Genomic DNA, 26798 nt, shown 5'->3' on the forward strand with positions numbered 1-26798 from the left:
CAGGAGCCTATGCCTCCGCGGCGCAGTCACGCGCTCGCCCGCTCGCACTGTCCTATTCGGTGCGGCTGCACGCGACACCTGGGGCCGTTTCTTCGTTGTTACATCGCGCGATATCGGCACACGGTGGCGTATGCACGCCGCTTGCAAATCGAGCCAAGTCGCGCGCCAACCCCCATTACAGCGGGGTTCTTTCCGCGCAAAAACCGCAATGCTCAGGCTCCGGTGCGGTTGTCGAGCCGAGCGTGGAGAGCTTTGATAGTCTCCGTGTGTTTCGGGCGCGGCCTCGTCGGCTGACTCGCTAGGAAGATATCACCGTGGAACTGTACGCAGGCTATCGACGCGGGGTGGAGCTGGTGGCACCCCACTGCGACATCGAGACCAGGTTGGCGGACGTTCCTCCGTCAGCCAAGGTCCGAGGCCCGCTGTTCCGCTCGGTGTATCAAGCGCTCGAAGCAGCCGGGCATCTCAAGGCCTTCCAAGACTTGGTGCCGATCCGCAAGCGCTCGTCCTTCGGTGAGTTTCCCTTGGGCGAGTACCTCATTGAACTGGCTGTCGCCGGTGCGCTGATGGCCACCCCTGAGTCACTCGAACAGGGCATGTTCGACATCTCACGCAACAACGCCCGGGTCTTCGCGTCAACATTGATGGGGAGAGCGCTCCTTCGCCTCCTCGCTCGGGATCCCGTCAGGCTCACGGAGCAGGCGGTCGCGGCGCGCCGCCAGATGGCGAACTACGGGGACTGGCGGATGGTGCGTCATGGCCCTCACGACATCGAGATGGTTTATCGCGACGAGTACACGTGGCTCGAGAGCGCGATCGCGGGGGCCGCTGTCGGTTCTTTCGAGGCCTGCGATGTCGAGCCGCGCGTCGAGACGCTGCTGAAGGATCGCTACAACGGCTCTACCCGGATTCGTTGGGAATGAACCCAACGGCGCGCTCGATTTGAGAGAGCAAGCGCGCCCGCGTGATGGGCTTTTGCAATACGGGAACGCGGATCTCCCGCAGGTAGGCTTGGTATTCGGGGGGAGGGTCCGTCGTGACGAAGATGGTCCTCAACGCAAGCTCCGGTCGGTTTGCCTCCAGCCACTCGAGCAGCGCACGGCCATCGACGGAAGCCATGGCGAGATCGGTGACGACTACGTCTGCTGCCGAGCCTGACAGCAAGAGCTCAATCGCCTCCTGACCATCGGCCGCCAGGAGCACATCACAGTGCTCTCGAAGCGAACTCGCGTAGGCCTTCAGCATGCGCTCGTCTTCATCCACAGCCAAAACGGCGATTCGCTGCGCTCGCCGTGCGGGGGTTTGACGAAAGCGCGCTGCGTTCTGCATAGCCTTGAGAAGATCGACGCGGCTTGGGCGCTGGATCAAGGCGACGAAGGTCGCACCGACGCCGTGGACGGACTCAACCAACAGGTCCCCCCCCAGACCGCGCATGATCGAGCGTGAGATGGAAAGGCCGAGACCCGTGCCGAAGTCTTCACGCTTCGTCGTGAAGAACGGGTCGAAGATGTGCTCGATCGTATCGTGAGGGATACCGGGTCCCGTGTCTGAGATCGACACCGCGACCGCATCGTCATCCGCGCGGATAGAGACCCGAATGCGGTGAACCGAACGCTGTACCTCACGTACCGCGTGCGCCGCGTTGATAAGCACGTTGGTAAACACCTGGGTCAGCCGGGTGCGAGACGCCACGACCGGCGGGACGTCAGGAGCGTAGTCGCGCTCCAAGGCAGCGAACGGAGTGATCTCCCGTCCGACGATGCGCACTACTTGATCCATCAGCTCCGGGAGGTGGACGACTTGCGGTTCCTCCGTGTCATCCGGGCGCGCGAACACCTTCAGGTCGCGGACGACGCTCGCGATGGTCTCCGAAGCCGACAGCACCTCATCCACGAGCTCGTTCGCCTCATGAGAAGGCACCCCGCTGCGCATGCTCTGAGCAAGCTCTGTCAGTTCGTCCAAGCTCGCGCCGCGTTCGCGCTCCACGAGACCACGCACCCGATTGCGGGCATCAAAGAGCGGTCCGAGCTGTACCCGGATGGCCTCCACCGTCAGCATGAGTGCCGCGAGGGGGTTGTTCACCTCGTGAGCGACGCCCGCGACCACAGTACCCAGCGCCGCGAGTTTCTCGGATTGGACGGCTGACGCCTGCAAGCGTTCCTGGTGACGGCGCAAACGCGCGCGCAGATGCACCCGATCGAGGAACGCGAGCACGGCTTGCTGACTCGGTAGACCGCTACCGAGCACCAACGAATCATCCGCCCCCGCATCGATCGCAGCGAGGACGCCTGACTCGTCAGGAGAGTACACACCTAGCGGCTTGCCGCCGTGGCTCAGACGAGCCTGGCGGACCGCGTCCGACACAGGGAGCTCAGCTGTTTCAACTTGGCAATTGGGAGTTGCGGGCAGGCCTTCGAGCATCTGCCGGAGGCTCGTGGCGAGCTTCCCGTCGAACAGCAGGAGCAGCGTGTGCGGAGCATCGGCAGGAAAGTGCGAGTCCACCGGCGGAGTCTACTTCAATGCCCCCCCGGCATGTCGCGACTTTCTACCAGTCGACGAGTATCGCTGCGCGCGTGAGGCCCGCGCCCTGCGCAAACAGCACACTCTTCGAACCTTCCGCGAGATGTCCGTTGGCGCGGGCATCGAGTAGATTGCTGACCACGCCGCAAGCGCCCAGGTGGGCATATTCGTCGAAGGTGACCGGCACGTGCGCCGCGGCCAGGCCTGCAGCTTCGGCGATCGCCCCGGGAACCCAACGGCGCGGCTGGACGCTCGCAAACACGTTGATCTCGTTCCCGCGAACGTGCGCGCGCACCAGGAGTTCACTGACCGTGGACATGCCGATGTGAACAGTTTGCGCGATCAGCGAGCGCGCGAGCTCGGGAGCTAGACTACCCGGGTAGTAATCCGGACCTGCCTTCCACCACGGCGGATCTTCCTCCTTCCCGCGGCACCAGGTCACCGCGGGGTAGTACTCCCCATGGGTGACGGCGTGGAGCGTGCCGATCCCGCGCCGCTCGGCGGCGCACACGACCATCGCGGTGGCGGCATCTCCAACGTTCGGCGATGCCGGATGCATAAGCGGAAACGCCCTGGTCATCATGTGGCTCTGGGTGAGCAGCACGCAGCGTGCGCGACCAGACTCGATCAACGCCGCCGCCAGACCGAGCTGGGCCACCGAAGTTGCACAGCTTGCCTCGAGTCCGAGAGCCATTGCACGACGGATCCCCAGTAGGTCCGCCACGCGTGGGGCACTTGGAGGAACCACGCGATCAGGCACCGCTGCCCAGGACATGACGACGTCGACCTCGTCAGGCGACACTCCCGCGTCGAGCAATGCTGCTGCGCCTGCTTTGCTTTCCGCGAGGCAAGAGTTGACGTCCGCCGGCGCAACTCGCCGCTTCCGAGCCCCAAGGAACGGGTCATCCGCTTCTGCCGCCAAGTAGCGTTTGCCGAGTGCCTCGCGCGGGTCATCCTCCACCCGTACGTCCACGAGCTCACGCCGGTTGCTCGAGCGGCCCCGTTCCGCGAACTCCTGGGGCCAATCCGCATTCGTTCGGACTTGCTCTGGGTACCAGGCGCCGAGTCCAGTGATGCGCGCTCTCATGCGACCCCCTTGTTCGACAGCATACTCATGTGTTGCAGCGCTTCATTTCGGCCGCCGCCGGCGAGTCGTACGTCGCGGTCGATTCGGATGTCCAAGACGGCTGGGCCACCTAGCTCGAGCAAGCGATCAAACAATTCCTCCCGGATTTCCCCGGGGTGGTTCACTCGTACGCCAGTCACGCCCATCGAGCGAGCCCAGGCGGCGAAGTCCACGAAGTCTGTGGACCACTGCGCTTCACGACCGAATACTTGCTTGTAGCCGTGGTAGACCATGTTGTAGCGCGCGTCGTTGAACACGGCGAAGATCACCGGTAGGCGCTCCTTCGCCGCGACCAACAGCTCCATCCCAGCCATCTGCATGCTTCCATCGCCACAGATGCACACCACCGGACGCGCTCGATTCCCGATAGCAGCGCCGATCGCGCCGCTGACCCCGGAACCCATGCTTCCGAGGCCCAGCTGGATTTGAAAGCCTTTGGGATCCTTCGCCGTGAGGTAGTGAAGGGCGAAGAGCATATGCTCGCCGATGTCGGTGACGAACGTGGCGTTTGCACCCGCGGCGCGCTCCAGCTCGACGACGGCGCGCTGGGGGGTGATCAACGGCTGATCCTCACCCCCAAAAGTTGCGTCGTCGAACGGTGAGCGAGCCCGAAGCTCACGCAGCTTCCCGCGACAACGCGTGTTGCGCAGGCCTTCCTCGAGCACGACGTCGTACATCTTTTCGGCGAACGCGCCCACGTCACTCACCACGCCGAGCTCCGTCGGCAAGTTGCGATTGAACACGGTCGCGTCGCGGTCTACGTGGACCAGACGCCCTCCAGGGGCGACGTAAGGCGTCGGACCGACGGAGCAATCATCCAGATCCGTTCCAAGCACGACCGCGACGTCCACCCCGAGCTTCGTGTAGTCACGCGCCCAGATAGAGGCCGCCAGCCCGCCATGGCGCAAGGAGCGAGGATGCTCCTCGCTGACGATGCCCTTCGCCTTGGGCGTGGTGACGAACGGAACGTCCAGCGCATCGACGAGCCGGCGCAACACCTTCGAGTAAGGCCTCGCTCCCGAGCCGAACACCAGAAGTGGGTGCTCCGCTTGGGCGAGCAAGCGACACACTTCGAGAACGACGCTACGGTCTGGCTCACTCAGGCGGCGAGTTACCGTGCGGGAAACTCGGAAACCGTCCGTCTTGGCGGCTCCGCGGTCGATTGGCACGACCAACAGCGCTGGGCCAGGGTTTGCGGGGTCCGTTGCTGCCTCCAGCACCGCCGTCGCTTGGGAGCTGGCCGCGGACGGACTCGTTACGCGCACCGCGCGCCGGGTCATCTTGTCGAACAAGGACTCGACGTCGATCCCCTCGGGCCCAGAGTTCTGCAGTAGCCGACCGCCATTGGCCGCCCATGCGACGTCGCCGATGACCAGTACTAGCGGCACTCCTTCGTTGTGGGCCGAACACACGCCGGTGACCGCATTCGTTGCGCCTGGCCCCGCGGTGACGACCACCGCCGGTACCTTCCCGCTCGCGCGGTAATACGCCGTGGCGGCGAACGCCGCCGCGCTTTCGTGCCTCGACTCCACCAACGTGGCGCCTGGGTGACGCAAGATGGAGTCGAACACTGGAGAGACCGGACCACCGGGAATACCGAAGAAGGTGTCTACCCCTTCCTTGACCAACGCATCGATGATGCCGTCAGCTGCGGTCTGGACCTCAAACGCAGGAATTTCCGTGCGAGAAGTTGGTGCCGGGGGCGCTTCGAAGGAAACGTTCGGAGACTTCTCCGTGAATGGCGTGAGCTCGCGGATGCACGAGCGAGGCGATGACTCAGGCACGACTTCGCGTTCAGAATCGATGGAGAGATCGGATCGCATGAGATCCTCCCGGGTGCGTTGTTGTTGTTGCTCGGCGTGGACCGATATCGCTTGCTCGGCACCACGCAGATCCGAGCACGTACTTTTCAGAGTCCCCGGGCAGTTCTTTGACGCAGCTCCGCAGTGCCCAGCGCATCGTCAAGAAACGACACTGGGCGCAGAATTTCCGCGCATAAATATGAACACCTGGCGGATGCCAAGGCGCCCGAAGAAAGGCCCTGGTTTTCTAGGCTCGTGACGAGCACGAGCGATCCTCACGCCGAAGGTTGCATGAGGTTTTTGTTTGATACGGACGCGCTACGCGCCGCCCGGACATCGTGGCTCAGGAGGGGTATCTGAGCGCGAGGCCTTCTGGCCTAATTTACGCGATACGTCAATAGAGAAACCACACAGGAACACCAATCGGTACACACGAGGGGTGGTGATGGCGGGCAGTGTCAGCGACTAGCCGCCGCGGTGTGTTCGTTGTGTTTCTGCTCCACAATCGTGTGTGCTTTTTCGACACAGAAACGATTGTTGCGCGAGCTTCTACGACCACCCGGAGCGCGAATTAAGGGTTGGCGCTCCAATGCTGTTCCAATCGGCGCTGCGCAACGAGTTTTGCTCAGATGGCTATGGGCTACGCATTTCTAGCCTGATGGCGTGCCGACCCTGCGGAACGTCAGGTTCAGGCGTGGAGCGCTGATTCCAGGCTGCTTTGGGACGCCGTGGACGTAGTGGTGTTGGGTCGTCCCGGCCATTATCAAAAGTGAGTTATGAGGCAGGTCGAGTGCGTGGCTCGCTCCTCGCTCGCGCGGCTTGATGCGAAATCGACGAGTCGCGCCGAATGATACCGAGGCGACTTGGGGAGTGGGCCCGAGCTCCGGTTCGTTGTCGGAGTGAAAGCCCATGCTGTCGCTCCCGCTCCGATACAAGTTGGCGAGCAGGTGGTTGAAGTGGCACTGCGAGCTTTGCTCAACGAGCATGCGTATGCGCGCTGCCGCTGGAGTCCACTCTCGCGGCTCGAGTGTCTGTCCCGAGTAGCGATAGGGGACTTCGCCACACCACGCCACGAGCCGGGGCTGCAGCACCGAGCGCCCAAATAGCTGGATAGCTCGCTGCTCCCAGCTGAGCTGAGCCTCGAGTTCGGCGTGGAGCGTGGCGGCGACGTCGCTTGGCAACCAGGACTCGTGGAGCTCCAGAAACGCCCCGTGCTCCAACTCAATCCGCACTCTCGTCCTTGGTTGATGGGGTCAGCAAATCGCCGATCCACCTCACGTTAGGAAGCCTATCCCAACGCCCATGGGATGAGTGGGGGAGAGCTGCAGCGGGCGTCCGCTGTACCGATCTGAAGCACTTGTTACAAAACAACAGCTGCCCGCGACCGAATACGGTCGCGGGCAGGTTGCTCCTGTTGGAGTCGTTTCAGTTCACGCGTTCGAGAACCGCGGCGGCTCCGAGGCCGCCTGCCGCGCAGATGCCGAGCAGGGCCATGGAGCGCTCTCCGAGGGCGAGCTCATTGGCGACGGTCGTGACCATGCGAGCGCCGGTCGCGCCGAAGGGGTGACCAATCGCCAGCGAGCCGCCGTGGAGGTTGATCGCCTCCGGGTTCACCTCGCCGACGGCTTGCTCCCGCCCCAGGCGCTCCTTGGCGAAGGCGTCGCTCCCGAGCATCTTCAGCACGCTGAGTACCTGAGCAGCGAACGCCTCGTGCATGTCGATGAGGTCGATGTCGCTCAGGGACAAGCCCGCGCGCTCGAGTGCCTTGGGCATCGCCAGTGCCGGCCCCATCAGGAGCTGATCCGCCGGATCCACTCCCACGTAGGCCCACGACTTGATGGCTGCGAGCGGGGTGTAGCCAAGCGCCCGCGCCTTCTCCTCGCTCATCAGCACCACCGCAGCAGCGCCATCGGTGAGCGGACTCGCGTTCCCTGCGGTAACGCTACCGTCCTTCGAGAACACCGGCCGTAGCTTGCTGAGCTTCTCCACAGAGGTGTCTGCGCGGACGAGACCATCGGCGTGCACCCACTTGCCACCAGGCGTCTCCACCGCGACTACTTCCTCTGCGAAGCGACCCGACTCGATGGCGTGGGCCGCGCGATGGTGGGAGCGCGCCGCAAGCTCGTCCTGTGCCTCGCGACTGATCGCGTTGCGCTTCGCCATGCGCTCCGCCGACTCGCCCATCACCTCGCCCGTGCTGCGCTCGGCGATCTTGGGTTGGCGCGGGAGGATCTCGGTGATTGGAGTCAGCTGGGACAGCGCCGCGAGGTAGTCTGCGGGCGACGGCTTGCCTAGCGCGAGGGGTGCGAGGCTATGGGTCACCTTGGAGGGCAGGGTGATGGGTGCGTTGCTGGTCGAGTCAGACCCGCCAGCGATGATCACGTCGGCTTCCCCGCGCTCGATGGCTGCGGCCGCCAGGGTGATGGCTTGGAGCCCTGAGGCACATGCGCGGGTGACGGTCATGCCCTCGACGCTCGCGGGCAACTGAAGGTCCAGGGCGATTTCGCGAGCGACGTTAGGGGCGGTCGTCGGGAGGATGACCCCGCCCCAAACGATGCCGTCAATTTCCTTGCGGGAAAGTTCCAGCTTGTTCAGCAGACCACGAGTGGCCGCGACCCCGAGCGCGATGGTGTCGAGCTGGGTGAAGCTCGTAAAAGCTTTGACGAAGGGCGTACGCATGCCCCCGACAACCACTGCGCGCCGGGCGCTGTGCCCGTTGCCGTTTGCGCTGCCACCGTTGGTTTTGCTGCGTGTACCGGTGTTCGTGCGGCGTTTCGCTGCCATGGTTTCCTCCAATCAGGCGCCGATTAGGGCGCCTCCGCAGACACGGATGATGTTGCCTGTGACGCCAGCGGCGGCAGGCGTGCACAAGAAGTTGATGGCTTGGCCGACGTCCTCTGGTTGTCCGCCCTGACCCAAGGCGCTCATGCGGCGACCGGCTTCACGGATTACGACCGGAATCGCCGCGGTGAGGCGCGTCTCGATAAAGCCAGGAGCGATCGCGTTCACCGTGATGCCGCGGTCCGCGACTTCGCGAGCCAGGTGCTTGGTGAGGCCAACGATGCCGCTCTTCGACGCCGCGTAGTTGGTCTGGCCTACGTTACCGGCGATGCCCGCGATAGATGATAGGTTCACGATGCGCCCGCCGTCGTTCAGCGTGCCCTTCAGGAGCTCGCTTGTGATGCGCTCGACGGCGCTCAAGTTGATGTCGATCGCCTGGTCCCACAGCGCTTGCTTCATCCGCGCGAGCGTCTTGTCGCGCGTCACGCCTGCGTTGTGAACGACGATGTCGACGCCGCCGTGCTGCTCCTTCAATGCGCGGGCGATGCTCCCCGGCGCTTCGGGATCGGAGACATCTGCTAGCAGCACCGAGCCGCCGATCTTGCGTGCGACCTGGCTCACCGGACCGTCGTCATCGGGGCGATCGAGGCACACGACGTGGGCGCCCTCTGCCGCCATGATCTCCGCCGTAGCGGCACCGATTCCGCGGGCCGCGCCGGTGATCAGCGCGACCTTTCCTGCGAGCGGGCGCACCCACGAGACCTCGCCATCGAACTTTGCGCTGGCGCTGACGCTGATGGGCTGGGCAGTGACGAAGGTGCAAGCGGGGCTGAGCAAGAAGCGCAGCACGCCAGCGACGCGGTCGTCCGCGCCCTCTTCCACGCGGATCAAGTTGGCGTTCACGCCCTTCTTGCCTAGCTCCTTGGCGAGGCTGCGGGTGAAGCCTTCCAGCGCGCTGCGCGCCGCCGCGGCAGCTGCGCTGGTTGCTGTCTCGTGGGGCCTGCCGAGCACCACGATGCGCGCGTTCTTGCGCAGCTCGGGCAACCAGGGATGGAAGAACGAGTAGACGGCGTCCAGATCTGCTGGGCTCTGGATGCCCGTCGCATCGAAGACCATCGAGCCGATACTCGGCTTCTTGTTTTCGCCGAGCTCGGGCTCGCTCACGAGCTTCGGCAGGCGACCGTACGCTTCACCAAGCTCCTTGAACGGGCCTTCCAGCTCAGGAGCGGCGAGCCAGGGATTCCCACCGGCGATGATCAGGGTGCGAGCGATCACGGGCGTGAGTTCGCCGATGCCACCGACCAACACCGACTGATCCATCAGGGGGCGCTCCACGGACGGCCCGCGTTGACGTAGCAGCTGCGCGGGCATCGGGATGGGCAGGCCGGCGCTTTGAATCAGCTTACGGGCGCGAGGGTTCTGAGCCAGGTCGAGCAGGATGTCGCTCATGGTTGTTCTCCGTGTTCGTTGTTGAAGCTACCGACGAGATACGCAGGGCCACCCGGGGCGTCACCGACGAACACCGAGTTATCGAGGACGTACAGCCCGACCCTTGCTGGCAAGACCAACGGTCGCGTGAAGCGCACGTCGAGCTCGTGGAGTGCCTTGATGCTTCCGGCGAAGAGGCCCCGATTCAAGCCCTCGGCGGTGCGCGCCATCGTGGAAAATCCGTGCAGAATTACGTTCCGGAAGCCTGAAGCCTTCGCGTAGCCGGGGATCCAGTGAATCGGGTTGAAGTCACCGGTCAACTTGGCGAAGTCCAGACCAGCGTTCGCTGGCAACTTCCAGTAGCCAATCTCGCGGGCGTTGCTCGGCACGCGCGGCTTGTCCTTCTTGGCTTGCCCGTTCTTTGGAGACTGCCCGTTTGCCTGGTCTTGCTTCTTCGGCAGCGGGACGATCGCGAAGAAGTCAGCGACCACGGCCTCTGGTTGCTCCTTCGTGCCGGTCACCACGTGTTGCTGCAGCACGACTCGGCGACCATCGTCGTCGATGCTCTCGAGACGCGCGGTAACCTGGAGCTTCTTGCCCAGCGGGAGCTGGGAGTTGACTCGCATGCGGCAGCCGCCGTTCATCACCTTGAGCAGCGGGTAGGGCAGCCCCTCGAGCGTGCGGGTGGCTAGGGGAAAGCCCCACTGGGGGAAGAGGTGCGCCGGGACGATGCCACGGTAAGCGCTGGGGTCACCTCCCACGTGTCGAATGTAGTCCTTGACCAGCGCCGTGGGGAGCGGGTCAATCTCCGTGCGGAACTCGGGCCCAGGAGTGACCGGAGTGGCGCCAGCGCCAGGCTTCTGGCGCAAGGCTGCAAACGCGGTGCGCCCAAGGGCGCCGATGACGGGTGCTTGGGTCAGGATGTGTCGATTCGATACGCCCATGAACTACCTCGTGAGCCCGGCGACTGCGGGCGGTCGTATCGCAGGCGTCTCCCTGCGATGCCGCACGCTGTCTACCACCCGGTAGAGGAGCAGCAAGGGATTTTCTGCAACGCGTCATTCTGCCTGAATTTTCGCTCAGGTGCGCTTCGACTCAACCCTTGGGAGTGTTCCGGTGTCCCTCCTACGGCAGATTGGCATGGTTTCTGGAGAGAGCGGGTTTTGACGTCTTGCAGCATTCCCGCAACACAAGACAGCGTCGCTTGCTCCGCTCTCTACCAGGCGGTAGAGACGGGGCGTGGACACTCAGCGCGCTTCGAGTGCGGAACTGATCTGCGAGGCGGCGACGCGGTTATTCGCCCGTCAGGGCTTCGACGGCACCTCACTGCAGGCCATCGCAGCACAGGTTGGGATCACCAAGCCGACGCTGCTCTATCACTACCCCTCCAAGGACGCTCTGCGCGCTGCGGTGCTCGAGAACTTGTTCGCCCACTGGCGAAGCACCGTACCGCAGCTCTTGGAGGCCGTTACCAGCGGACACGCTCGCTTCGAAGCGCTGACGAATGAGCTCATTCGATTTTTCCGTGAGGATCCAGATCGCGCGCTGCTGCTGATGCGTGAGCTGATGGACCGCCCAGCGCACATGCGAGAGCAGGTGATAGACAACCTCCGGCCCTGGCTGCGGGTCGTCGCCGAGTACATCCGCACGGGCAAGCGCATCGGGCAGATCCGCGAGGATGTGGATGAAGAATCGTATCTGCTCCATGTCGTCACGCTGACGATCGCCACATTGAGCAACGCCGCCCTCGTGCACGCAGCGTTGGCGCCTGAACAAGCGTCGCCGGAGGTTGAAGAGCGTCACCTCAAGGAGCTGCGAAGGTTGGCCAAGGTGTCACTGTTTCGCGAGTGAGCGCGGCTCCCCGCTGATCGGTGGGCCACATTCGCGCGCGAATGTTCCGAACGGAGCGAGACGGACGCTGTCGGCGGGTCGAGCGGCCTGGTAGAATTCAAACATGCGTTTGCCCCCACACACGCGTTCTTCGAGCTGCGTTTCGCTCTCGAAGCGCACGACTTCGACCCTCGTCTTGCTGCTGAGCATCGCCGCGGCCGGCGTTTTCGCCGCCTGCGGTAGCGACAGCGGCGCCAGTGTCAATGGTGGCAACACGCTCACCGGTGGCAGCGGGGGTCAGACAGATGGCGGCCCTGGAGGCAGCGCGGGTGACGGTGGCACCGCTGGCGGACTGAACCTCGACTCGAGCTCACCGCTGACCCTATCCATCGAGCCCCAGAACCCGGTCTTGAACGTCAGCGGTAGCCCGGCCACTCAGGGGTTCGCTGCGAAGCTCAGCGACGGAACGACGGCGACCGCCAACTGGCTGCTCGATGACGTGGTGCTGGGCACAATCGACAGCGCCGGGACCTTCACTTCCGGTGGATTCATCGCGGGATCCGTCGGCGTAACCGCCCGCGTAGGCGATCTCGAGGCATCGACGACGCTCAAGGTGGTCGTCGACATCACCGACAATGCCGCAGGCGTTCCAGACGCTGACCGTGGCTTGTTGGACGCTGGCGGCGCCTCCGACGCTGCGTTCAAGTGGCTGTACCCGTACGACAAGACGATATTTCCGCGAGGACTCAGTGGTCCCGAAATGCAGTTCGGCGGCAGCGCCGCGGACGCCATGCGCGTCGAAGTGAGCTTTCCAGACTTCAGCTATGTTGGCTACTTCGGAGCCTCGAACCCCAGCCGCGTGACCCTGCCGCCGAATGTGTGGGAAGCGATCACCAAGAGCGCCGGCGCCGGCGTGGATGTCCAGGTCAAAGCCAGCAAGCTGAGCGGCGGCACGGCGACTGGACCGGTGAGTGAAAGCTGGCGCATCGCCCAAGGGTCCCTGAAAGGCATCATCTACTACAACACGTACCGCTCGGCTTCGACCAACACCGGCGCGGTGATGCGCGTGCGCCCCGGCGGGGCCGCGGAGGTGATGATCGGCCAGTGCACCGTGTGTCACTCGGTCAGCTCTCAAGGCAATGTGCTGGTTGGAGGCTTGAACTGGGGCAACGGCAATCCGCTTGAATCCGGGAGCTTCGATCTGACTCCCGACGGAAACGCGACGCCGCGCTACACCGACGGCGACGGGCGGAAGATGTCATTCGGCGGGCTGACTCCAGACGGAGCGCTGATGCTCTCGAATGGCGTGCCAACGAGCGGTCCGGCGATTCGCGGACTCTCGGGCGACTACCCGTCGCGCCTCTACGACACGGCTACCGGCGCCCAGGTCTCGGCGCCTACGTTCGAGAGTCAGGTTCAGTACGCCATGACTCCGACCTTCGCGCCAAATGCGACGAAGGTGGCGTTCAGCTGGCAAGAGCACAACTCTGGCAAGACGCTGGCGGTCATGGACTTTGACGGCACCACAACGCCGCCGACTTTCGGCGTCCCGAATCCGGTGGTGGCAAGCAGCCAAGTCGTCGGCTGGCCGAGCTTCACTCCGGACTCTCAATCCGTGCTGTTTCACGAGGGTGATGCCTACGACACGGGCAACGCCAACACCCACGCGTTCGCCGAAATCCGCTTGGTCGACCTGCAGAGCCAAGCGGTCAGCTCGCTCTCGGCGCTCAACGGCTACGAGGCGAGCGGCGCTTCTTACCTGCCGTACGGCGAGACCGAGGAGGGGCGCTTGAACTACGAGCCCACCGTGCTTCCGGTGCCCGTCGGAGGTTACTACTGGGTGGTATTCACCAGCCGTCGCGCCTACGGCAACGTCGTAGCGCCAGGAGGCACCGAGCCTGGCGGTGACAACAAGTGGGGCACGAACGACGCCAACGGCGAGATGCCTTCCCCTCGAAAGAAGCTGTGGGTCGCCGCGGTGGACATCGACTACCAGGGCAAGCTCGACCCGAGCCACCCTGCCTTCTATCTCCCGGGACAAGAGCTTGCCGCGGGGAATATGCGCGCGTTCACGGCGCTCGAGCCGTGCAAGGCTCAAGGCGCTTCCTGCGAGTCCGGTGCCGAGTGCTGCGACGGCTTCTGTCGTCAGACGGGCAGCGACGACGCGGGTGCTCCGGTGTTCGAGTGCGTGCCGCCGCCCACCGGTTGCTCCAACGAAGACGAGAGTTGCACGACCGCAGCTGATTGCTGTGGCGCGTCTTCCGGTTACCTTTGCATCAACGGACGTTGCGCGCGCCCAACGCCGCACTGACGCCCAACGCCGCACTGACGCCCAACGCCGCATTGCGCAGCAGCGCGCGGCGGCTCGAAGAGCTACCGCGCGGCAATGCGCGTGACCATCAAAGCGATCTCAAGCCGCCTTGCGCGCTCGAAGTTGACCGGCGATCCAGCGCAAGAGCTCTGCGGACTCCTCCCAGCCGATGCAGCCGTCGGTGATGGAGAGGCCGTACTCGAGCTTGGCTTTGTCGCCGGTCCACTTCTGGTTGCCGGCGCGGAGGTTCGATTCGATCAAGAGTCCCAAGATCGCTCGTTGTCCAAGGGCGAACTGACGCACCACGTCTTTGCACACGCGGCCCTGGCGGCGGTAGTCCTTGCTCGAGTTGCCGTGAGAGCTGTCCACCATCACCGCGCGCGTGAGCTCTGGGGCGACTTCAGCGACGAGGGCCTGCGCCTCCTCGATGTCTTCGGTGTGGTAATTCGGGCGCGGTCCGCCTCGCAGCACCACGTGGCGGTCGGGGTTGCCGCGGGTCTTCACCACGCTGGTCAAGCCGTCGTCGTTGATACCCAAGAAGGCGTGAGAGTGCCCCGCGGAGATCAGCGCGTTCACGGCGGGAGTCAGGCTGCCATCGGTGCCGTTCTTGAAGCCGACGGGCATCGATAGCCCGCTGGCCATCTCGCGATGGGTCTGGCTCTCCGTCGTGCGCGCACCGATGCTTGCCCAGCTAAGGAGATCCGCGAGGTAATGCGGGGTGATGGGATCGAGCGCCTCGCTAGCGCAAGGTACGCCGAGCTCGTTGATCGCTAGCACCGTCTGGCGCGCCCTGAGCAGGCCGCTGCCGATGTCGCAGCTGCCGTCTAGATCCGGGTCGTTGATCAGGCCCTTCCAGCCGATGGTGGTGCGCGGCTTCTCGAAGTACGTGCGCATCACGATCACGGCCACGTCTGTGAGCTCTTCACGAAGCTCCGCCAAGCGACTCGCGTACTCGTAGGCTGCCTTTTGGTCGTGGATCGAACACGGACCGACGATCAACAGCATGCGGTCCTTGTCTTCCCCACGGAGCAGCGCCTTGATCTCGCTCCGGGTGCGCAGCACGAGCTCTTCAGCTGGCGCACTCAAAGGGCAGCTTTGCTTTGCGCTCAGCGGTGTGAGGAGAGGCTCGAAGCCTTGCAGGTTGCTGTTTTCGACTCGATTGCTCATGGCGTCCTCTTGCTTGGCTTCGGGCCCTGGGTCGCTCGCACAAAGCCGAACGGCCCCAGGGTTTCCCGGGGCCGTGGTGCTCATCTCAGTATCGACTCAAGACGGAGAGCGGCGCGCCCCGGGATGGCTCCCGAAGTAAAAAAAGCGCCAGAAATAGACTCGCCCGTTCATCAGTGGCTGCACTTTACTGCGCTCCGAGTCCAAGGTCAAACAGCAGGGCAAAACACCACCTTGGCGACAGCTGGGTTGCCGCGAAACGTTGCGCCTCCCCCCCAAGAAATCCAGAAGTGCGGATCCCAGAGCAGGATCGGGGGGTGAGGATCGCCGGGAGAGCGCCCGTGCTCAGGCTCTAGACCTCGCACAAAGGCAAAACGCCGAGCGCTTTCGCCCGGCGTTGATTACCTTGTGGAAATTTAATCTAGCTCAGCCCCAGACACCGGGCGTTCAGCCCCAGACGGGAGTCAGCCAGCTCTTCCGGCTCTCGACCCGGCCCCGGCACACGTCGAGGAAGTGCTTTTGCAGCTTCTTCGTGATTTCGCCCACACCGCCACCGCCGATCTTGCGCTTGTCCACGGAGTTGACGGGAGTGACCTGAGCGCCGGTGCCACACAGGAACATCTCGTCGGCGAAGTAGAGCTCCGAGCGACCCAGGGGGCGCTCGTGGAACTTCAGGCCGAGATCTTCAGTGGCGAGGGTGATCAGGCTGCGACGCGTGATGCCGTCCAGGTTGTTCTCCGTGCTCGGCGGGCTGAAGAGCGTTCCGTCGCGCACGATGAAGATGTGCTCCGCGCTGCCTTCGCTGACGAAGCCAGTTTCCGTGAGGAATATGGCTTCGTCGTAGCCGTTGTCCTTCGCCTCACGCCGAGCCAGCGCGCTGTTGAGATACGCGCCGGTGGACTTGAGCCGAGAAGGGATCGCGTTGTCCTGCACGCGGCGCCACGACGAGATGCAGACGTCGATGGCGTCTTTGTCGATGTAGCGGTTCAGCGGCAAGCAGTAGACGATGAAGCTCGTGTCGTCCTCGAGCAACACCGGTGTCAGCTGGGTCGAGTTGTGAATCAGCAGTGGGCGGAGGTAGATGTCTTGGTGGATTTCGTTGCGGCGCAGGACCTCCAGCAGGATTTCTCCCGTGGCTTGGTCATCGCCGGGCAACTGCAGATACAGGACGTTCGCGGCGTCGCGGAGGCGCTTGATGTGCGCATCCAGACGGAACACGAAGACCTGCTTCTCATCGTCACCGAGATAGCCCCGCACACCGCCGAAACAGCCCAAGCCGTAGTTCAAGGCTTTGGAACGAACGCTGACGGTTGCTTCAGCGTCGTCCACATACTTTCCGTCGATGTAGGTGATCATGGCGCGGCGAGCTTGCCAGATCCCCCTGGGCATTCAACGCGAAAGCCGCTGACTTGGCTAACTCCCGCGGCGTCCACCCAGGCAACGCGTGTATCCTGCCATGCAATGGTGAAGGGAACGCAGCGCGTCGCTTGGGCTTTGGGTCTGCTCGGGCTTGGCTTGGTCAGCGGATGCGGTGGTGCGGCACCAGCGCCGGGAGAGCCACCCACCAGCGATCTGCAGGAACTCGAGCGTCGTCTGGATGAGCATCAGTCCGAACTCGAGGGTCGCTTTGGCGCGCTGGACCTCCGCGACAAAGGGACCGAAGCGCCCGAGGCGCCGGTTGGCGACGTGACCGGCGGCGAGGCCGCGGAAGAACCCGCCGCCGAGGCACCACCTCCACCTGCGGCCCCCGCACCGGCCCCGGAGTCAGCTGACTTGGACGATGAGGACTCAGGCGGCGATCGCCGCGAGCTCAGCGCCTGCGACGTCGGCTGCCAGGCTCTGGAGGGAATGCGTCGGGCCGCCGCACGCATCTGTGAGGTTGCCGGGACCACCAGCGATCCCTGCACCCGAGCCCGCACTCGGGTGGGGCGCGCGGAGGAGCGAGTCACGGGGTCCGGGTGCAGCTGCTAATAGCTGGCCGGCGTGTTCCGCGTGGATGTGCTTGCACCCGATGTCTCCAAGTTGTCACTCGCGGGAGCCCGCCCAATCGCGTAGGGCTCGCGGGCGTTGGTAGAACCGTTGTTCGTTAGCGCCTTCCGGGCGCGCGTTGTTCCTTGTTCGCGCCACCCGGGCGCGCGTTGTTCCTTGTTCGCGCCACCCGGGCGCGCGTTGTTCCTTGTTCGCGCCACCCGGGCGCGAATTGCACATGGCAATGAGCGGAAGCGGCGCTGAGCGTGCGCCGGCGAAGCCTGGTCAGCGCGCTCTCTCGGTTAGCTGGCCGATTGGCGCGACGCGCTCGCTTCGGCTATGCGGGGCAGACCGCGAGGATCGTTGGCGGAAACTCGAGAAACGCTCCGAAATACCAAGCAGACCGCGAGCGTCCATTCACCCACCTCCCTCGCCACCTGTAGGACAATCCTGCGCCCGCTCGCGGGCGTTTGTTGCTCGATGTAGTAGCCTGCTGCCCTGCATGCTTCGCCCCTCACATTCCCGTACTGCAATGCTCTCTTCCAATCGCATGTCTTCTCGTCGCTTGTTTGGTTCCGCGCTGGTGCTGGGCGCGCTGAGTTTGGTCTCTGTCAGCGGTAGCGCGCAGACCCCTGCGGAAATCCAGCAGGCGCGCACGCTCTACAGTCAGGGCCTCACCCAGGAAGCTGCGAGCGACTGGGCTGGTGCTCTCGCGTCCTTCGAGAAGGTGGCTCGCATTCGCATGACCCCGCAGGTGCGCTTCCACATCGCGCGCTGCAAGGAGAAGCTTGGTCGGCTCAATGAAGCGCTCGGCGGCTATCGCCTCGCCGAGCACGAAGCAGGCACGACCGACGGCGTACCGGAAAGCGTGTTGGTTGAGGTGCGGACTGCACGGGAGGAGCTGGAGAAGCGTGTCCCGCGCCTGATCATCGAGCGTGGTGAAGGGGCTGAATCCGCGAAGATCGCCCTAGACGGCGTCGAGCTCGGTCAGGCGCAGATCGGGCGCGAAGTGAACGTCGACCCGGGGCCGCACCTGATCAAGGTGACGCTGCCCGATGGTCGTCGCTTTGAGCGCACCGTGCAGGTGAAGGAAGGCGAACAAGATCAGGTGATGTTGGATGTGCCGCCCGACTTGCAGCCCGTCGCCACGGACGACGATGAGCCGAAGCCGGACGACGACAGCCAAGTGGCCGCCTTCGACTCCAAGGATGGTTTGCCCCCGTCGAGCGGCAGCCCGATGCCGTGGATCATCGGCGGCTTGGGCGTCGCGAGTCTCGCTGCCAGCGGCGTGTTCTACATCCTGCGCGGCCAGGCGAACTCCGACCTGGACTCCGAGTGCATCAACGACGTCTGTCCGGACACCCTCGAGGACACACAAAGCCGCGGGGAAAGCTACTCGATGCTCACCGGCGTCACGCTGGGGATTGGCATTGTGGGCGTCAGCGTCGCCGCGATCTGGCTCTTGACCGGCTCGTCCGGCAGCGAGCCCAAGGCGGCGAGTAACAAGCACCTGCGTTTCGATGTCGGCTTTGACCCTCGGCAGCCGTCTGTCGGCCTAGCTGGTCACTTCTAAGCGATGCGCTTTCAGGGCAAACGCGCCATTGTTACGGGGGCGGCGAGTGGCATTGGGCAGGCCTGCGTCGAGCAGCTGATCGCAGAGGGCGCCCGCGTGATGGCGCTAGACCGCGCGGAATTTACGAGCGACGCAGAACTCTCCGGCGCCTGCGATATCAGTGACCCCGAGGGGGTCAAGGCGAGCTTTCAGCGCGCCGTCGACGCGTTCGGTGGGTTGGACGTGTGCATCGCGAACGCGGGTGTTCTGGGGAGCCTGGCGCTGCTCGAAGACTTGAGCGCCCAGGACTGGCTCGACGTGCTGCGCGTCAACGTGGTCGGCACCTTCAACTGCGTTCAGCAGGCATCCATTGCCATGCGGAATCAAGGAGGCGGCGCCATCGTGTGTACAGCGAGCGTCGCTGGTCTGCGCTCCGGTGCTGGGCCGATTCCGTACAGCGCGAGCAAAGCGGCAGTGATCAACTTGGTGCAAACGACTGCCCAGCAGCTCGCTGGGAGCGGAGTGCGCGTCAACGCGGTGTGCCCCGGGCTGGTCGAGACGGGCATGACGCGCATGGTCTTCGAGGTCGCGCGCGCCCGGGGCAGCGAGGGCAAGATCGGACAGCTCAATCCGTTGCGTCGCCCGGGGCAACCTGCAGAAATCGCGCAGGCCGCGCTTTTTTTAGCCTCGGACGCGAGCAGCTACCTCAATGGTCAGGCCATCGCCGTCGACGGTGGACTCAGTTCCAGCCTCCCAGTCGTGCCTGGGCGCTTCATGTGAACTAGACTCCTTGCGACCCAGCCACGCCGCATACGCCGGTTTGTCTGCGTCAGGGAGTGTGAGTCTTGGGGCGCTGGCAAGATTGCGTGAGGGCAGTCGGGCGATGGGTGTTGGCCTGTGGAGCTTTGTCGATCGCCGGCTGCGCGGCGCCCGTGCTGAGTCAGGACGGTCAGCTCGTGTTCGCCGAAGGCGGACAGCGCGGTGCGACCGTGCTCACCGCCAACGGCGTGCAGTTCATCGACCGCAGTGATCCGCCGCAGCCCGTGCGTCGCACGAGTGCGTTTGAACCGTGGGAGCCACCGACTGGCTTTCTGCTCCCCGCGAACGGTGTCCTCACGCGGCGCTCCAAGCCCATCAGCGTGGCGGGGCGCGGGGTGAGCTTCGTCGTGCGAACCAGCGACGTCTACGCGCCGACGTGGGGCGGTGAGCTCTTGTTGCGCGTCGATGTGGTGGTGCCGGCTCAGGCGTTCCCCAAGCTAAGACCTGAGCTACGGTCCCCCGCGGAAATGATTTTGGTGGTAGACTTCAGCAATCCCGAGGCGCTAGATCTGGTCTACACCGCGCTCGAGGATCTGGGGGCAAAGGATCGCGTGATGGTGCTGGATGCTCGGCGCAATCAACGTTTGGTGCCGCTCCTGCCGGGGACCCATCGCGCGTTGATCGCCGGAGCGGTGGAGCAGAACTTGGCACACCCTCGTGCAACGCGCGGGGCGCTCTACGGCGCGCTACAGGCCGCTCGGGAGCAGCTGCGCGGGAAGGGGCGCAGCGGCCGTGTCTTGGTGATCAGCGATGGTCTCGGCTTCGCGGACTCACGCGGTGGTGTCCCTGCTCGCGCCCTGGCTGCGCTGCATCGAGAGCTGGGGGACCGCCTGCTCGTGGTAGCTGCAGAAGAACGCGCGAACTTCCCGAGCGATGCACGGGTCGTGCGGGGTGATATGGAGCAACGGCTCGACGCGCTAGTCGAGTGGCTGCCTCCGCCAGGGCCAGTCGTGATCCGTGACCTGACTCTCGAGCTGACTTCCGCGCCGGCGCCGTTGCGTATCCTCGAGGCATCGGGCGCAGACGTCGAGTGGGGACTCGAAGCCGATCGGCTCCCCCTCGGCGATTTCAACCTTGGGGAGTCGCGCACGGAGGTTTTGCGAGTTGCGATCCCCGAATGGCACGAAGGGCAACCGCTCACGGTGCGGCTGAAAGCGGACTACCGTGTCGAGGGCCTCTCCAAGCACTCCCGCTCGAGCTTGAACCTCGGCTTGCGCTACAGCCAAGACATCGAAGTGCTCGCGAATCAGCGCAATGGAGACGTCATCGCCTACGCCTCGGGACTCGCGATGGTGCGCAGGCTGGAGCGTGTGTTCCAGGGCAACGACGTCGATCGTCTGGGCGGGCTGACGGGGGTCGTCGAGTGGCAGGCGAGGTCGCTGCAAAAGATGGCGCGTGTCAGCCGAGATCCAAGCCTAGCGCAGCAAGCCGAAGTGCTGCAGACGCTGCTCGAAGCCACGCGGTGATCTCCGCGTCTTTAGCGCTTGCGACTTGGAGCTGAAACAACGCCGCAAAAAGTCGTGAGGGTTCGTGGGCACGTTGCGTTGATACATGGAAAAACAGTCGGCGGCGCCGCCGTCCGCAACGGCTCCAACTGCGCCGCTTATGGGCCTACTCTTGACGACGTGGGACTACGTTGACGCCATCAAAAACTTCTCGTTCTGCTGGAGCGTGACAGCAAGTGCGATCCAAACTAACGGGTCCCCACGCGACCTCGGTCGAGGGCGCACTTGTGTCCAACTCGCTTTGACCCGTCTCCTTCAGGCGGATGCCCCGTATGTCTAGTTCTTCCCGTTTGATTTGCGCTTTGCTTGGTCTGTCCGTCGCGGCCTGCACCCTCGAGCGGGGCGGTGCTGGTTTGACCAACACCATCGATGGAGGCGTCAGTGGCGCTGCCGGGCTCGATTCTGGGGGTAACTCTCAGGGTGGTTCAAGCGCCGGTAACGGTTCTTTCGGTGGGAATCAAAGCGTCGGAGGAGTAGGGGGTGAGGGTGGCACTGGCGCCGTTGCCGGAGTCGGCGGGAGCGCTGGCGTGGCTGGCACTGCTGGCACTGCGGGCGCTGGTGCGGCAGGCTCAGGCGGTGCCGTGGGGAATGAAAGCGTCTGCACTGACGGTGTGGACAATGATCACGACAACCTGGTTGACTGCGCGGACGCGGTAGACTGTGCGAGCTACGAATGCGTCGACACCGCCCCTGCCGGCTGGCAGGGCTACTTCAGGTTGCGTGACTACGACACCTATGACCCCGCGACCCCGAAGTTGCCGTGCGCGGGCGGGGTCCAGCCTACGCGTTACTTTACGGAACCGACGCCTTCGAGCTGTAGCGCCTGTGCGTGTGCGCCCCTGAACGGTGCGACCTGCGGGGATACGCCAATCTTCTGTGCGATGGGCAACGGGAGCTGCAACAACCCAAGCGACTGGACTTCGAACCTCGCTGACGGCAACTGCCACAAGCCGGGATCCGGCGACAAAGGCTCGTGTTATCTGGGCCAACCGGCGGTGACCAACGCGGGTAGCTGCCAACCCCAAGGTGGCGCTCAGGTGGACACGAATCTGTTCCAGGGCATGGTGGACATCTGCGGTGACGCAACGCCGCCGGGTGGTGGTTGCGGAGCGCAGCAGTCCTGTGTCCCGCGCGCTGCCGCTGATTACGCGGGCTACATCTGCGTTAGCAAGGCGGGGGAACAAGACTGCCCCTCGGGCTGGAACCTCCGCCGCGTCGCGTCCGCCAATGGTTCCGATGCACGCACCTGCTCCGCCTGTAGCTGCGCACCCAACACCACTTGCAGCCCCGGGACGTACAAGGTGTATGACCTGAACGACTGCGGCGGAGACGACTCGACGGTGAACTCGAGCAGCTGCAAGAACCTCGACGGTCCCATGGATTTCGGATTTTGGTCGATGCGGCGCAGCAGTCTCGCCACCCCCGGTGGCGCGTGCACCCCGAGCGGCGGCATGCCGGGGGGGCAAGTGACGCTGACGGGAACGCAGACCTTCTGCTGCCGTCCGTGATACACACGGCGCGATGGTCGCGCTAACCGACCCCCAAGAGCTCGTCGGAGCTGTTCTGAACCGCACCTGGAAATTGGTGCGGGTCATCGGGCAAGGCGGGCTGGGCATCGTCTACGAGGCTCACCACCAGTCTTCGCCGGGAACGTGGGCGGTGAAGCTGCTCCAGCACGAGTTCGTCGAGGAGGAGACCACGGTGGCTCGGTTCCTTGCCGAGGCGGAGGCGGCGAAGCGCCTCGACCATCCAGGCATCGTGCGGGTGTTCGAAGCCCAGCGCGCCGAGGATGGAACGCCGTACCTGGTGATGGAGCTCTTGAGCGGACAGTCGCTCCAGTCTTTGATGACGGGCCCGATGGCTCCGCGCAGGGCAGTCGAGATCTGTGGTCAGCTGCTCGAAGCCCTGGACGCGGTGCACCGGGTTGGAGTGATTCACCGCGACGTAAAGCCCGACAACGTCTTCGTGCTCACCGCTCCTGAAGGCGACCGCGTCAAGCTGTTGGATCTGGGCCTCGCGCGCGTGATGGATGCCGCGGGCGGTATGAGTCGCAAGACGAAGACGGGCATGATGCTCGGGACTCCTGGCTACATGAGCCCCGAACAAATCAAGAACGTCAAAGAGAGCGACCTGCGTAGCGACCTCTGGGCTGTCGGGGTGATCCTGTATGAGCTGTTGAGTGGCCGACAGGCCTTCGGTGCGCCTACCGAATTCGCTCGCATGACCGCCGCGCTCACGGAGCCCATCGTTCCGCTCGGCTCGCGGTCGCCGGAGCTGGCGACCTGGGATGGGTTCTTCGAGCGTGCTCTGGCCAAGGAGCCCGTCGAGCGCTTTCAGACCGCCGTTGAGATGTTGTCAGCGATGCGCGCCGTTCCCCTTGGGCATGCGTCAGTCGCCCCCGCTGCGAGCGTCGTTCCAAACACCGCTGCCTCACCCCCAACCCTGGCCGGTACGGCACCGGCTAGGGTGCCGTCGCTGGTCTCCGCTCCCGCGCCTGGTGTTCCCCGCACGAACACGCGAGTTTCCGCGGACAACCCGGTCCAGTCCGGGCAGCAGGATCGACACTTCGCGCCGCCGGTAGAGGTGGTCGAACAGCGACGCGGTCCGCGAATTTCACTCTGGGTCGCGCTGCTCTTGGCAGGCGCTTGCTTGTGTCTCGGCGTGCTACTCGGCATGCTCCTGGCCCGCTGATCGAGCGGCGCATGGCGCTGCCGGCGAACGCGACACAACACACTAGGACCAAGGGACCGAGATGAGTGATCTGAAAGCGCGCTGCCTAGAAGCATTCCCGGAGTGGCTGAAGAGCCTGGGGCCGGACATCGCATCGCTCGCCGACCTGCTCAGCGACGACGAGCTGGACGAAGGCACCCGCCGCTGGGTGACGGGAGGTATCAACTATCTCTTCAAGTCCCTCGATTTGATTCCGGACGGAATTGAGGATCTGGGCTTCATCGACGACGCATTCGTGGTGCGAGTCGCAGCGTCCAAGGCCCTGGCGGGCTGCCCTGACAATGAATCGCTCAAGCGGCTTGCAGCGGACGCTCAGCTGATCGAAGCCTTCCTGGAAGAGGACTTCTCGCGTCTCGAGACTTACGTTGGTGGGCTCAGCCAGGTCGCTGCCCGAGGCCGCACCGTAGACGAGGTGGTCGCTGACGCCGGGCTACGCGAGCAGCTCGTCGGCGAGGCCCGGGCTTGGGCGGAGGGCTACGACGCCCCCACGTTCGCCAGGGACGAGAAGAACCTGGTGAAGTTGCGCGCGTTCTTGGCAACCAAGCTCCCCAGCTGAGCGACGCGCACCTTGGAGCGCGCTCGAATCAGGCGCGCACCAATGATTCACGGCCGGCACGAACAGCAGGCGCGCGCGTCACGGCGCGACCGGAGCACGGTCGCTTCAGCGATCCGAACCGCGGGAGTTCTTGCTCTCGCCTTCGGATGACGAAATCAGCTCATTCAGCAGATCTCGGCACTCCGGCTTGCCCTTCAAGTGGCCGATCAGCAGGTTGCTGTTCTCCATGAAGGCCTTCTCGTAGCGCAAGCCTTCACGCGATCGCGCCGCGACCTTTTCTCTTCCCTGCGCCAGGTCCTCTTCGAGGGCCTCCGCGTAGCGCGCGAGTTGATCTCGGAGCTCTTCGATTTGCCGCCTCAGGTCTCGCGCGACCCCTTCCTTGGCTTCGCGCTTTGCCCGGCGGGTGTCGAGCCATTGTCGCTTGGCTTCGACCATCGCGCGGCTCGCTCCGGCACGCTCGAAGATCGCACGGGAGCCGCGTCCGGCGCGTTCTGCAGCGTCCGCCTGAGACAAGGTCTCCAGGGCTTCCTTCTCGGTGCGAGAAAGCTCCGTCCGGGCCGCTTCCTCCTCCTCGGCGAAGGCAGCCGCATCGCGCAAGGAACGGGACTCCTCTTGAGCGAGTTCCTCCACCTTACGACCAATTTCCGCGCGGAGAGCGCGGCCACGGCGTTCCAGGGCTTCGAGCTTGCGCGTATGACTGGCGATCTCTCCCTCGAGGCCGTTGGCCTTGGCCGCGGTGTCCCACAGCCGTGCAGCGCCTTGCAGTACCTCGGGAGGACCATTGCCGGACGGATACGCTCGCGCGATCATGCGGGAGAACAGCCCTGCGCGGTTGGCCCACTCGGTCACGCCCGGTGAGCGTGGGGGCGGTGGAGGCGGTGGGGCTGCAGCCGGCGCGACGCTGCTATCCTTCTCCCAGCCCTGGGAGGGCAGAGAGCGCTGTAGCGCCTTGAGCTCTTCAAGCAAATGATGGCCATCGCGGTAGCGCTTGCGGGGATCTTTCTCGAGCAGGCGCAGCACGATGCGCTCTGCGACCGGATGACAGTCCTTGCGAATCGTCGCGGGGCGCGGCGCTGGCGATTTACGCTGCATCTCGAGCAGCGTGTCGCGGTCACTCGAGCGGAACGGCAGCTGGCCCGTCAGCATTTCGAAGAACAGGATGCCGAGCGCGTAGAGGTCAGACTGCGGCCCCGCTTGTTCGCCGCGCGCTTGCTCCGGCGACATGTACTCGGGCGTACCGAAGACGGCCCCCTTGGGCGCAAGCCTTGGGTCGTGAGCGAGTGCCGCCAGACCGAAGTCCAGGATCTTCACGAAGTCCCGTCGACCGCCCCGCGCCGTGAGCAAGATGTTGTCGCTCTTGAGGTCGCGATGGACGACGCCTAGGTCGTGGGCGCGAGCCAAAGCGGCGCCCATCTGCTCGATGATATCGACGGCGCGTTGGATGGGCATCTGCCCGCGCGCAATCTCTGCAGAGAGGGGCGTGCCGACCAGGTACTCCATCACCAGATAGAGTTCGCCCTCGTCAGTCTCACCGATATCGTGGATGTCGATGATGTGCGCGTGATCGACGCGATTCGCGGCGCGCGCCTCGCGCAACATCCAAGCCCGGAGGTGCGTTTCCCCGCGTAAATCAGGGCGGATGAGCTTTACCGCAACGACACGGTCGATCAGCACGTGACGCGCGCGATAGACGATGCCCATGCCGCCTTCGCCGATGCGCGCTTCGAGGCGGTATCGCCCCGCGATGACTTTGTTCAGGGATGGGTCGTCAGTTCGGCGCTGGGGTTTGGCCTGTACCATATACGCTCACTCGCTACGGCCGGAACGCCGAGCAACGTAACGCAGGTTACATGCCCCATCGCCCGAAAGGCAAAGCAGCTCGCGCAATTGCTCGGGGTTTGCTCCCACTACTTCAGAACGAGTAGTTCAGAACCGGGACGCGGACTTCGGTCTCTTGAGAGAAGCCGTATTGGCGGGTCTCCTGGGCGCTGAAGACGTCGCGAACTTCGACGGCTGGCACGCTCAGCGCGACATAGCCTTCACCCAGACCGAGCAACGCTGGCGGAGTGAGCTGCATTCGGCTTTCCATGCGCTCGCGGGGCGTCAGTTTGGCCACGCGCCGCTCCGCCTGCTTTCGCTTCACCGGCGCCTGGGAGATTGGCTCTCCTTGAGCGGCGGGATCGGCGACCGGCTCATCGCTTGGGCCGCGGTCTTCAGTGTAGTCGGCTGGAGGCTCATAAGCGGTGGCGCTGAGCACGGCCACGGTGGTGGGAATGGCGAGCGCCATGCCACCAGCGAGTAGGTACAGCGGCAGCTTGGCGCTGCTGCCTTGTTCAGCGAAGTAGCCGGCGACACCACCGCCGATGCCACCCGCGATGCCGCCAACGGCATAGGCCCAGGCGGGCTTCACCTTGAGAGCTGCTTCGGTGAGCATGACCGCTTCGGCGCCGAGCAGCGTGCCACCCGCGATGCCTTTGCCAGTCGCGGAAACCTCATTCGACTGCGCGTGAGCGGTTTGTGGCTGCGCCAACAGCGCCATTCCGGCGCCAGCGGCGGCCAGGGCTAGTTTGCTGATGGTGCGGCGCACCGAAGAAGAACCAAAGCGCATCATCCCTCCAATGGCCTACGAGCTGTGCTCGAAGGGCGGCTAGCATATCACGCGGGTTTGGACCCGGTGAGACAAACACCTCCAACCCAGCTCGGGGT

General features: G+C 64.5%; 21 protein-coding genes. 10 read left to right on the forward strand and 11 right to left on the reverse strand.

Annotated elements, in window-relative coordinates; genetic code table 11:
- Nucleotides 1–314 precede the first annotated feature (314 nt).
- Nucleotides 315–923 carry a DUF2378 family protein gene (locus H6718_23900; protein ID MCB9588473.1) on the forward strand — a complete coding sequence of 203 codons (609 nt, stop codon included), beginning with the start codon at nucleotides 315–317 and terminating at the stop codon, nucleotides 921–923.
- Here the strand turns inward: H6718_23900 and H6718_23905 are convergent.
- The 7 genes from H6718_23905 to H6718_23935 form a co-directional block, all read right to left on the reverse strand.
- Nucleotides 901–2502 carry a response regulator gene (locus H6718_23905; GenBank protein ID MCB9588474.1) on the reverse strand — a complete coding sequence of 534 codons (1602 nt, stop codon included), beginning with the start codon at nucleotides 2500–2502 and terminating at the stop codon, nucleotides 901–903. The genes H6718_23900 and H6718_23905 overlap by 23 nt on opposite strands.
- A gap of 43 nt (nucleotides 2503–2545) precedes the next feature.
- Entirely contained in the window at nucleotides 2546–3607 is a 1062-nt protein-coding gene (locus tag H6718_23910) for a hypothetical protein (protein MCB9588475.1), read from the reverse strand.
- A complete protein-coding gene (locus H6718_23915; protein MCB9588476.1) occupies nucleotides 3604–5469 on the reverse strand; it encodes a thiamine pyrophosphate-binding protein in 1866 nt (621 codons plus the stop codon). Before H6718_23915 ends, H6718_23910 begins: the two co-directional genes overlap by 4 nt.
- A gap of 629 nt (nucleotides 5470–6098) precedes the next feature.
- Complete coding sequence (locus H6718_23920; GenBank protein ID MCB9588477.1) at nucleotides 6099–6680, reverse strand: alpha-ketoglutarate-dependent dioxygenase AlkB; 582 nt, start codon at nucleotides 6678–6680, stop codon at nucleotides 6099–6101.
- Between the two features lie 193 nt (nucleotides 6681–6873).
- Nucleotides 6874–8232, reverse strand: a complete 1359-nt coding sequence (locus H6718_23925; GenBank protein ID MCB9588478.1) for an acetyl-CoA C-acyltransferase — start codon at nucleotides 8230–8232, stop codon at nucleotides 6874–6876.
- Nucleotides 8233–8244: 12 nt separating this feature from the next.
- Complete coding sequence (locus H6718_23930) at nucleotides 8245–9678, reverse strand: 3-oxoacyl-ACP reductase (GenBank protein MCB9588479.1); 1434 nt, start codon at nucleotides 9676–9678, stop codon at nucleotides 8245–8247.
- Nucleotides 9675–10601, reverse strand: coding sequence for a MaoC family dehydratase (locus tag H6718_23935; protein ID MCB9588480.1), 927 nt, complete (start codon nucleotides 10599–10601; stop codon nucleotides 9675–9677). Before H6718_23935 ends, H6718_23930 begins: the two co-directional genes overlap by 4 nt.
- A gap of 295 nt (nucleotides 10602–10896) precedes the next feature.
- On the opposite strand from H6718_23935, the gene H6718_23940 reads away from it, so the two are divergent.
- Both H6718_23940 and H6718_23945 read left to right on the forward strand, forming a co-directional pair.
- Nucleotides 10897–11508, forward strand: a complete 612-nt coding sequence (locus H6718_23940) for a TetR family transcriptional regulator (GenBank protein MCB9588481.1) — start codon at nucleotides 10897–10899, stop codon at nucleotides 11506–11508.
- Nucleotides 11509–11611: 103 nt separating this feature from the next.
- Nucleotides 11612–13798, forward strand: coding sequence for a hypothetical protein (locus H6718_23945; GenBank protein MCB9588482.1), 2187 nt, complete (start codon nucleotides 11612–11614; stop codon nucleotides 13796–13798).
- A gap of 99 nt (nucleotides 13799–13897) precedes the next feature.
- On the opposite strand, the gene H6718_23950 is transcribed toward H6718_23945, so the two are convergent.
- Together H6718_23950 and H6718_23955 are read right to left on the reverse strand one after the other, a co-directional pair.
- Complete coding sequence (locus tag H6718_23950) at nucleotides 13898–14965, reverse strand: 3-deoxy-7-phosphoheptulonate synthase (GenBank protein MCB9588483.1); 1068 nt, start codon at nucleotides 14963–14965, stop codon at nucleotides 13898–13900.
- A gap of 444 nt (nucleotides 14966–15409) precedes the next feature.
- A complete protein-coding gene (locus H6718_23955) occupies nucleotides 15410–16318 on the reverse strand; it encodes a branched-chain amino acid transaminase (protein MCB9588484.1) in 909 nt (302 codons plus the stop codon).
- 105 nt (nucleotides 16319–16423) lie between these two features.
- Here H6718_23955 and H6718_23960 point away from each other — a divergent pair, with 105 nt between their 5' ends.
- The 7 genes from H6718_23960 to H6718_23990 all read left to right on the forward strand — a co-directional run bounded on the left by H6718_23960 (nucleotide 16424) and on the right by H6718_23990 (nucleotide 24092).
- The gene (locus H6718_23960; protein MCB9588485.1) at nucleotides 16424–16933 is read left to right on the forward strand and encodes a hypothetical protein; all 510 of its coding nucleotides are present in this window, start codon (nucleotides 16424–16426) and stop codon (nucleotides 16931–16933) included.
- A 547-nt stretch (nucleotides 16934–17480) separates the two neighbouring features.
- Nucleotides 17481–18503, forward strand: a complete 1023-nt coding sequence (locus H6718_23965) for a hypothetical protein (protein ID MCB9588486.1) — start codon at nucleotides 17481–17483, stop codon at nucleotides 18501–18503.
- A gap of 3 nt (nucleotides 18504–18506) precedes the next feature.
- A complete protein-coding gene (locus tag H6718_23970; protein MCB9588487.1) occupies nucleotides 18507–19262 on the forward strand; it encodes an SDR family oxidoreductase in 756 nt (251 codons plus the stop codon).
- Between the two features lie 125 nt (nucleotides 19263–19387).
- Complete coding sequence (locus H6718_23975; GenBank protein ID MCB9588488.1) at nucleotides 19388–20767, forward strand: VWA domain-containing protein; 1380 nt, start codon at nucleotides 19388–19390, stop codon at nucleotides 20765–20767.
- Between the two features lie 311 nt (nucleotides 20768–21078).
- Nucleotides 21079–22314: a hypothetical protein gene (locus H6718_23980; protein MCB9588489.1), complete on the forward strand. Its 1236-nt coding sequence runs from the start codon at nucleotides 21079–21081 to the stop codon at nucleotides 22312–22314.
- A 13-nt stretch (nucleotides 22315–22327) separates the two neighbouring features.
- The gene (locus tag H6718_23985; GenBank protein MCB9588490.1) at nucleotides 22328–23497 is read left to right on the forward strand and encodes a protein kinase; all 1170 of its coding nucleotides are present in this window, start codon (nucleotides 22328–22330) and stop codon (nucleotides 23495–23497) included.
- A gap of 61 nt (nucleotides 23498–23558) precedes the next feature.
- Nucleotides 23559–24092, forward strand: a complete 534-nt coding sequence (locus H6718_23990) for a DUF1232 domain-containing protein (GenBank protein MCB9588491.1) — start codon at nucleotides 23559–23561, stop codon at nucleotides 24090–24092.
- Between the two features lie 105 nt (nucleotides 24093–24197).
- On the opposite strand, the gene H6718_23995 is transcribed toward H6718_23990, so the two are convergent.
- Nucleotides 24198–25892, reverse strand: a complete 1695-nt coding sequence (locus tag H6718_23995) for a protein kinase (protein ID MCB9588492.1) — start codon at nucleotides 25890–25892, stop codon at nucleotides 24198–24200.
- Between the two features lie 112 nt (nucleotides 25893–26004).
- Entirely contained in the window at nucleotides 26005–26703 is a 699-nt protein-coding gene (locus tag H6718_24000; protein MCB9588493.1) for a hypothetical protein, read from the reverse strand.
- Between the last annotated feature and the right edge of the window lie 95 nt (nucleotides 26704–26798).

It is taken from the genome of Polyangiaceae bacterium, assembly GCA_020633205.1.
Taxonomy (GTDB): Bacteria; Myxococcota_A; Polyangia; order Polyangiales; family Polyangiaceae; genus JAHBVY01.

Excerpts from the sequence above, each read along its gene's own strand:
- H6718_23910 (MCB9588475.1), bottom strand. The coding sequence starts at position 3,607 with ATGAGAGCGCGCATCACTGGACTCGGCGCCTGGTACCCAGAGCAAGTC.
- H6718_23915 (MCB9588476.1), bottom strand. The coding sequence starts at position 5,469 with ATGCGATCCGATCTCTCCATCGATTCTGAACGCGAAGTCGTGCCTGAG.
- H6718_23925 (MCB9588478.1), bottom strand. The coding sequence starts at position 8,232 with ATGGCAGCGAAACGCCGCACGAACACCGGTACACGCAGCAAAACCAAC.
- H6718_23930 (MCB9588479.1), bottom strand. The coding sequence starts at position 9,678 with ATGAGCGACATCCTGCTCGACCTGGCTCAGAACCCTCGCGCCCGTAAG.
- H6718_23935 (MCB9588480.1), bottom strand. The coding sequence starts at position 10,601 with ATGGGCGTATCGAATCGACACATCCTGACCCAAGCACCCGTCATCGGC.
- H6718_23945 (MCB9588482.1), top strand. The coding sequence starts at position 11,612 with ATGCGTTTGCCCCCACACACGCGTTCTTCGAGCTGCGTTTCGCTCTCG.
- H6718_23950 (MCB9588483.1), bottom strand. The coding sequence starts at position 14,965 with ATGAGCAATCGAGTCGAAAACAGCAACCTGCAAGGCTTCGAGCCTCTC.
- H6718_23955 (MCB9588484.1), bottom strand. The coding sequence starts at position 16,318 with ATGATCACCTACATCGACGGAAAGTATGTGGACGACGCTGAAGCAACC.
- H6718_23960 (MCB9588485.1), top strand. The coding sequence starts at position 16,424 with ATGGTGAAGGGAACGCAGCGCGTCGCTTGGGCTTTGGGTCTGCTCGGG.
- H6718_23965 (MCB9588486.1), top strand. The coding sequence starts at position 17,481 with ATGTCTTCTCGTCGCTTGTTTGGTTCCGCGCTGGTGCTGGGCGCGCTG.
- H6718_23970 (MCB9588487.1), top strand. The coding sequence starts at position 18,507 with ATGCGCTTTCAGGGCAAACGCGCCATTGTTACGGGGGCGGCGAGTGGC.
- H6718_23980 (MCB9588489.1), top strand. The coding sequence starts at position 21,079 with ATGTCTAGTTCTTCCCGTTTGATTTGCGCTTTGCTTGGTCTGTCCGTC.
- H6718_23985 (MCB9588490.1), top strand. The coding sequence starts at position 22,328 with ATGGTCGCGCTAACCGACCCCCAAGAGCTCGTCGGAGCTGTTCTGAAC.
- H6718_23990 (MCB9588491.1), top strand. The coding sequence starts at position 23,559 with ATGAGTGATCTGAAAGCGCGCTGCCTAGAAGCATTCCCGGAGTGGCTG.
- H6718_23995 (MCB9588492.1), bottom strand. The coding sequence starts at position 25,892 with ATGGTACAGGCCAAACCCCAGCGCCGAACTGACGACCCATCCCTGAAC.
- H6718_24000 (MCB9588493.1), bottom strand. The coding sequence starts at position 26,703 with ATGATGCGCTTTGGTTCTTCTTCGGTGCGCCGCACCATCAGCAAACTA.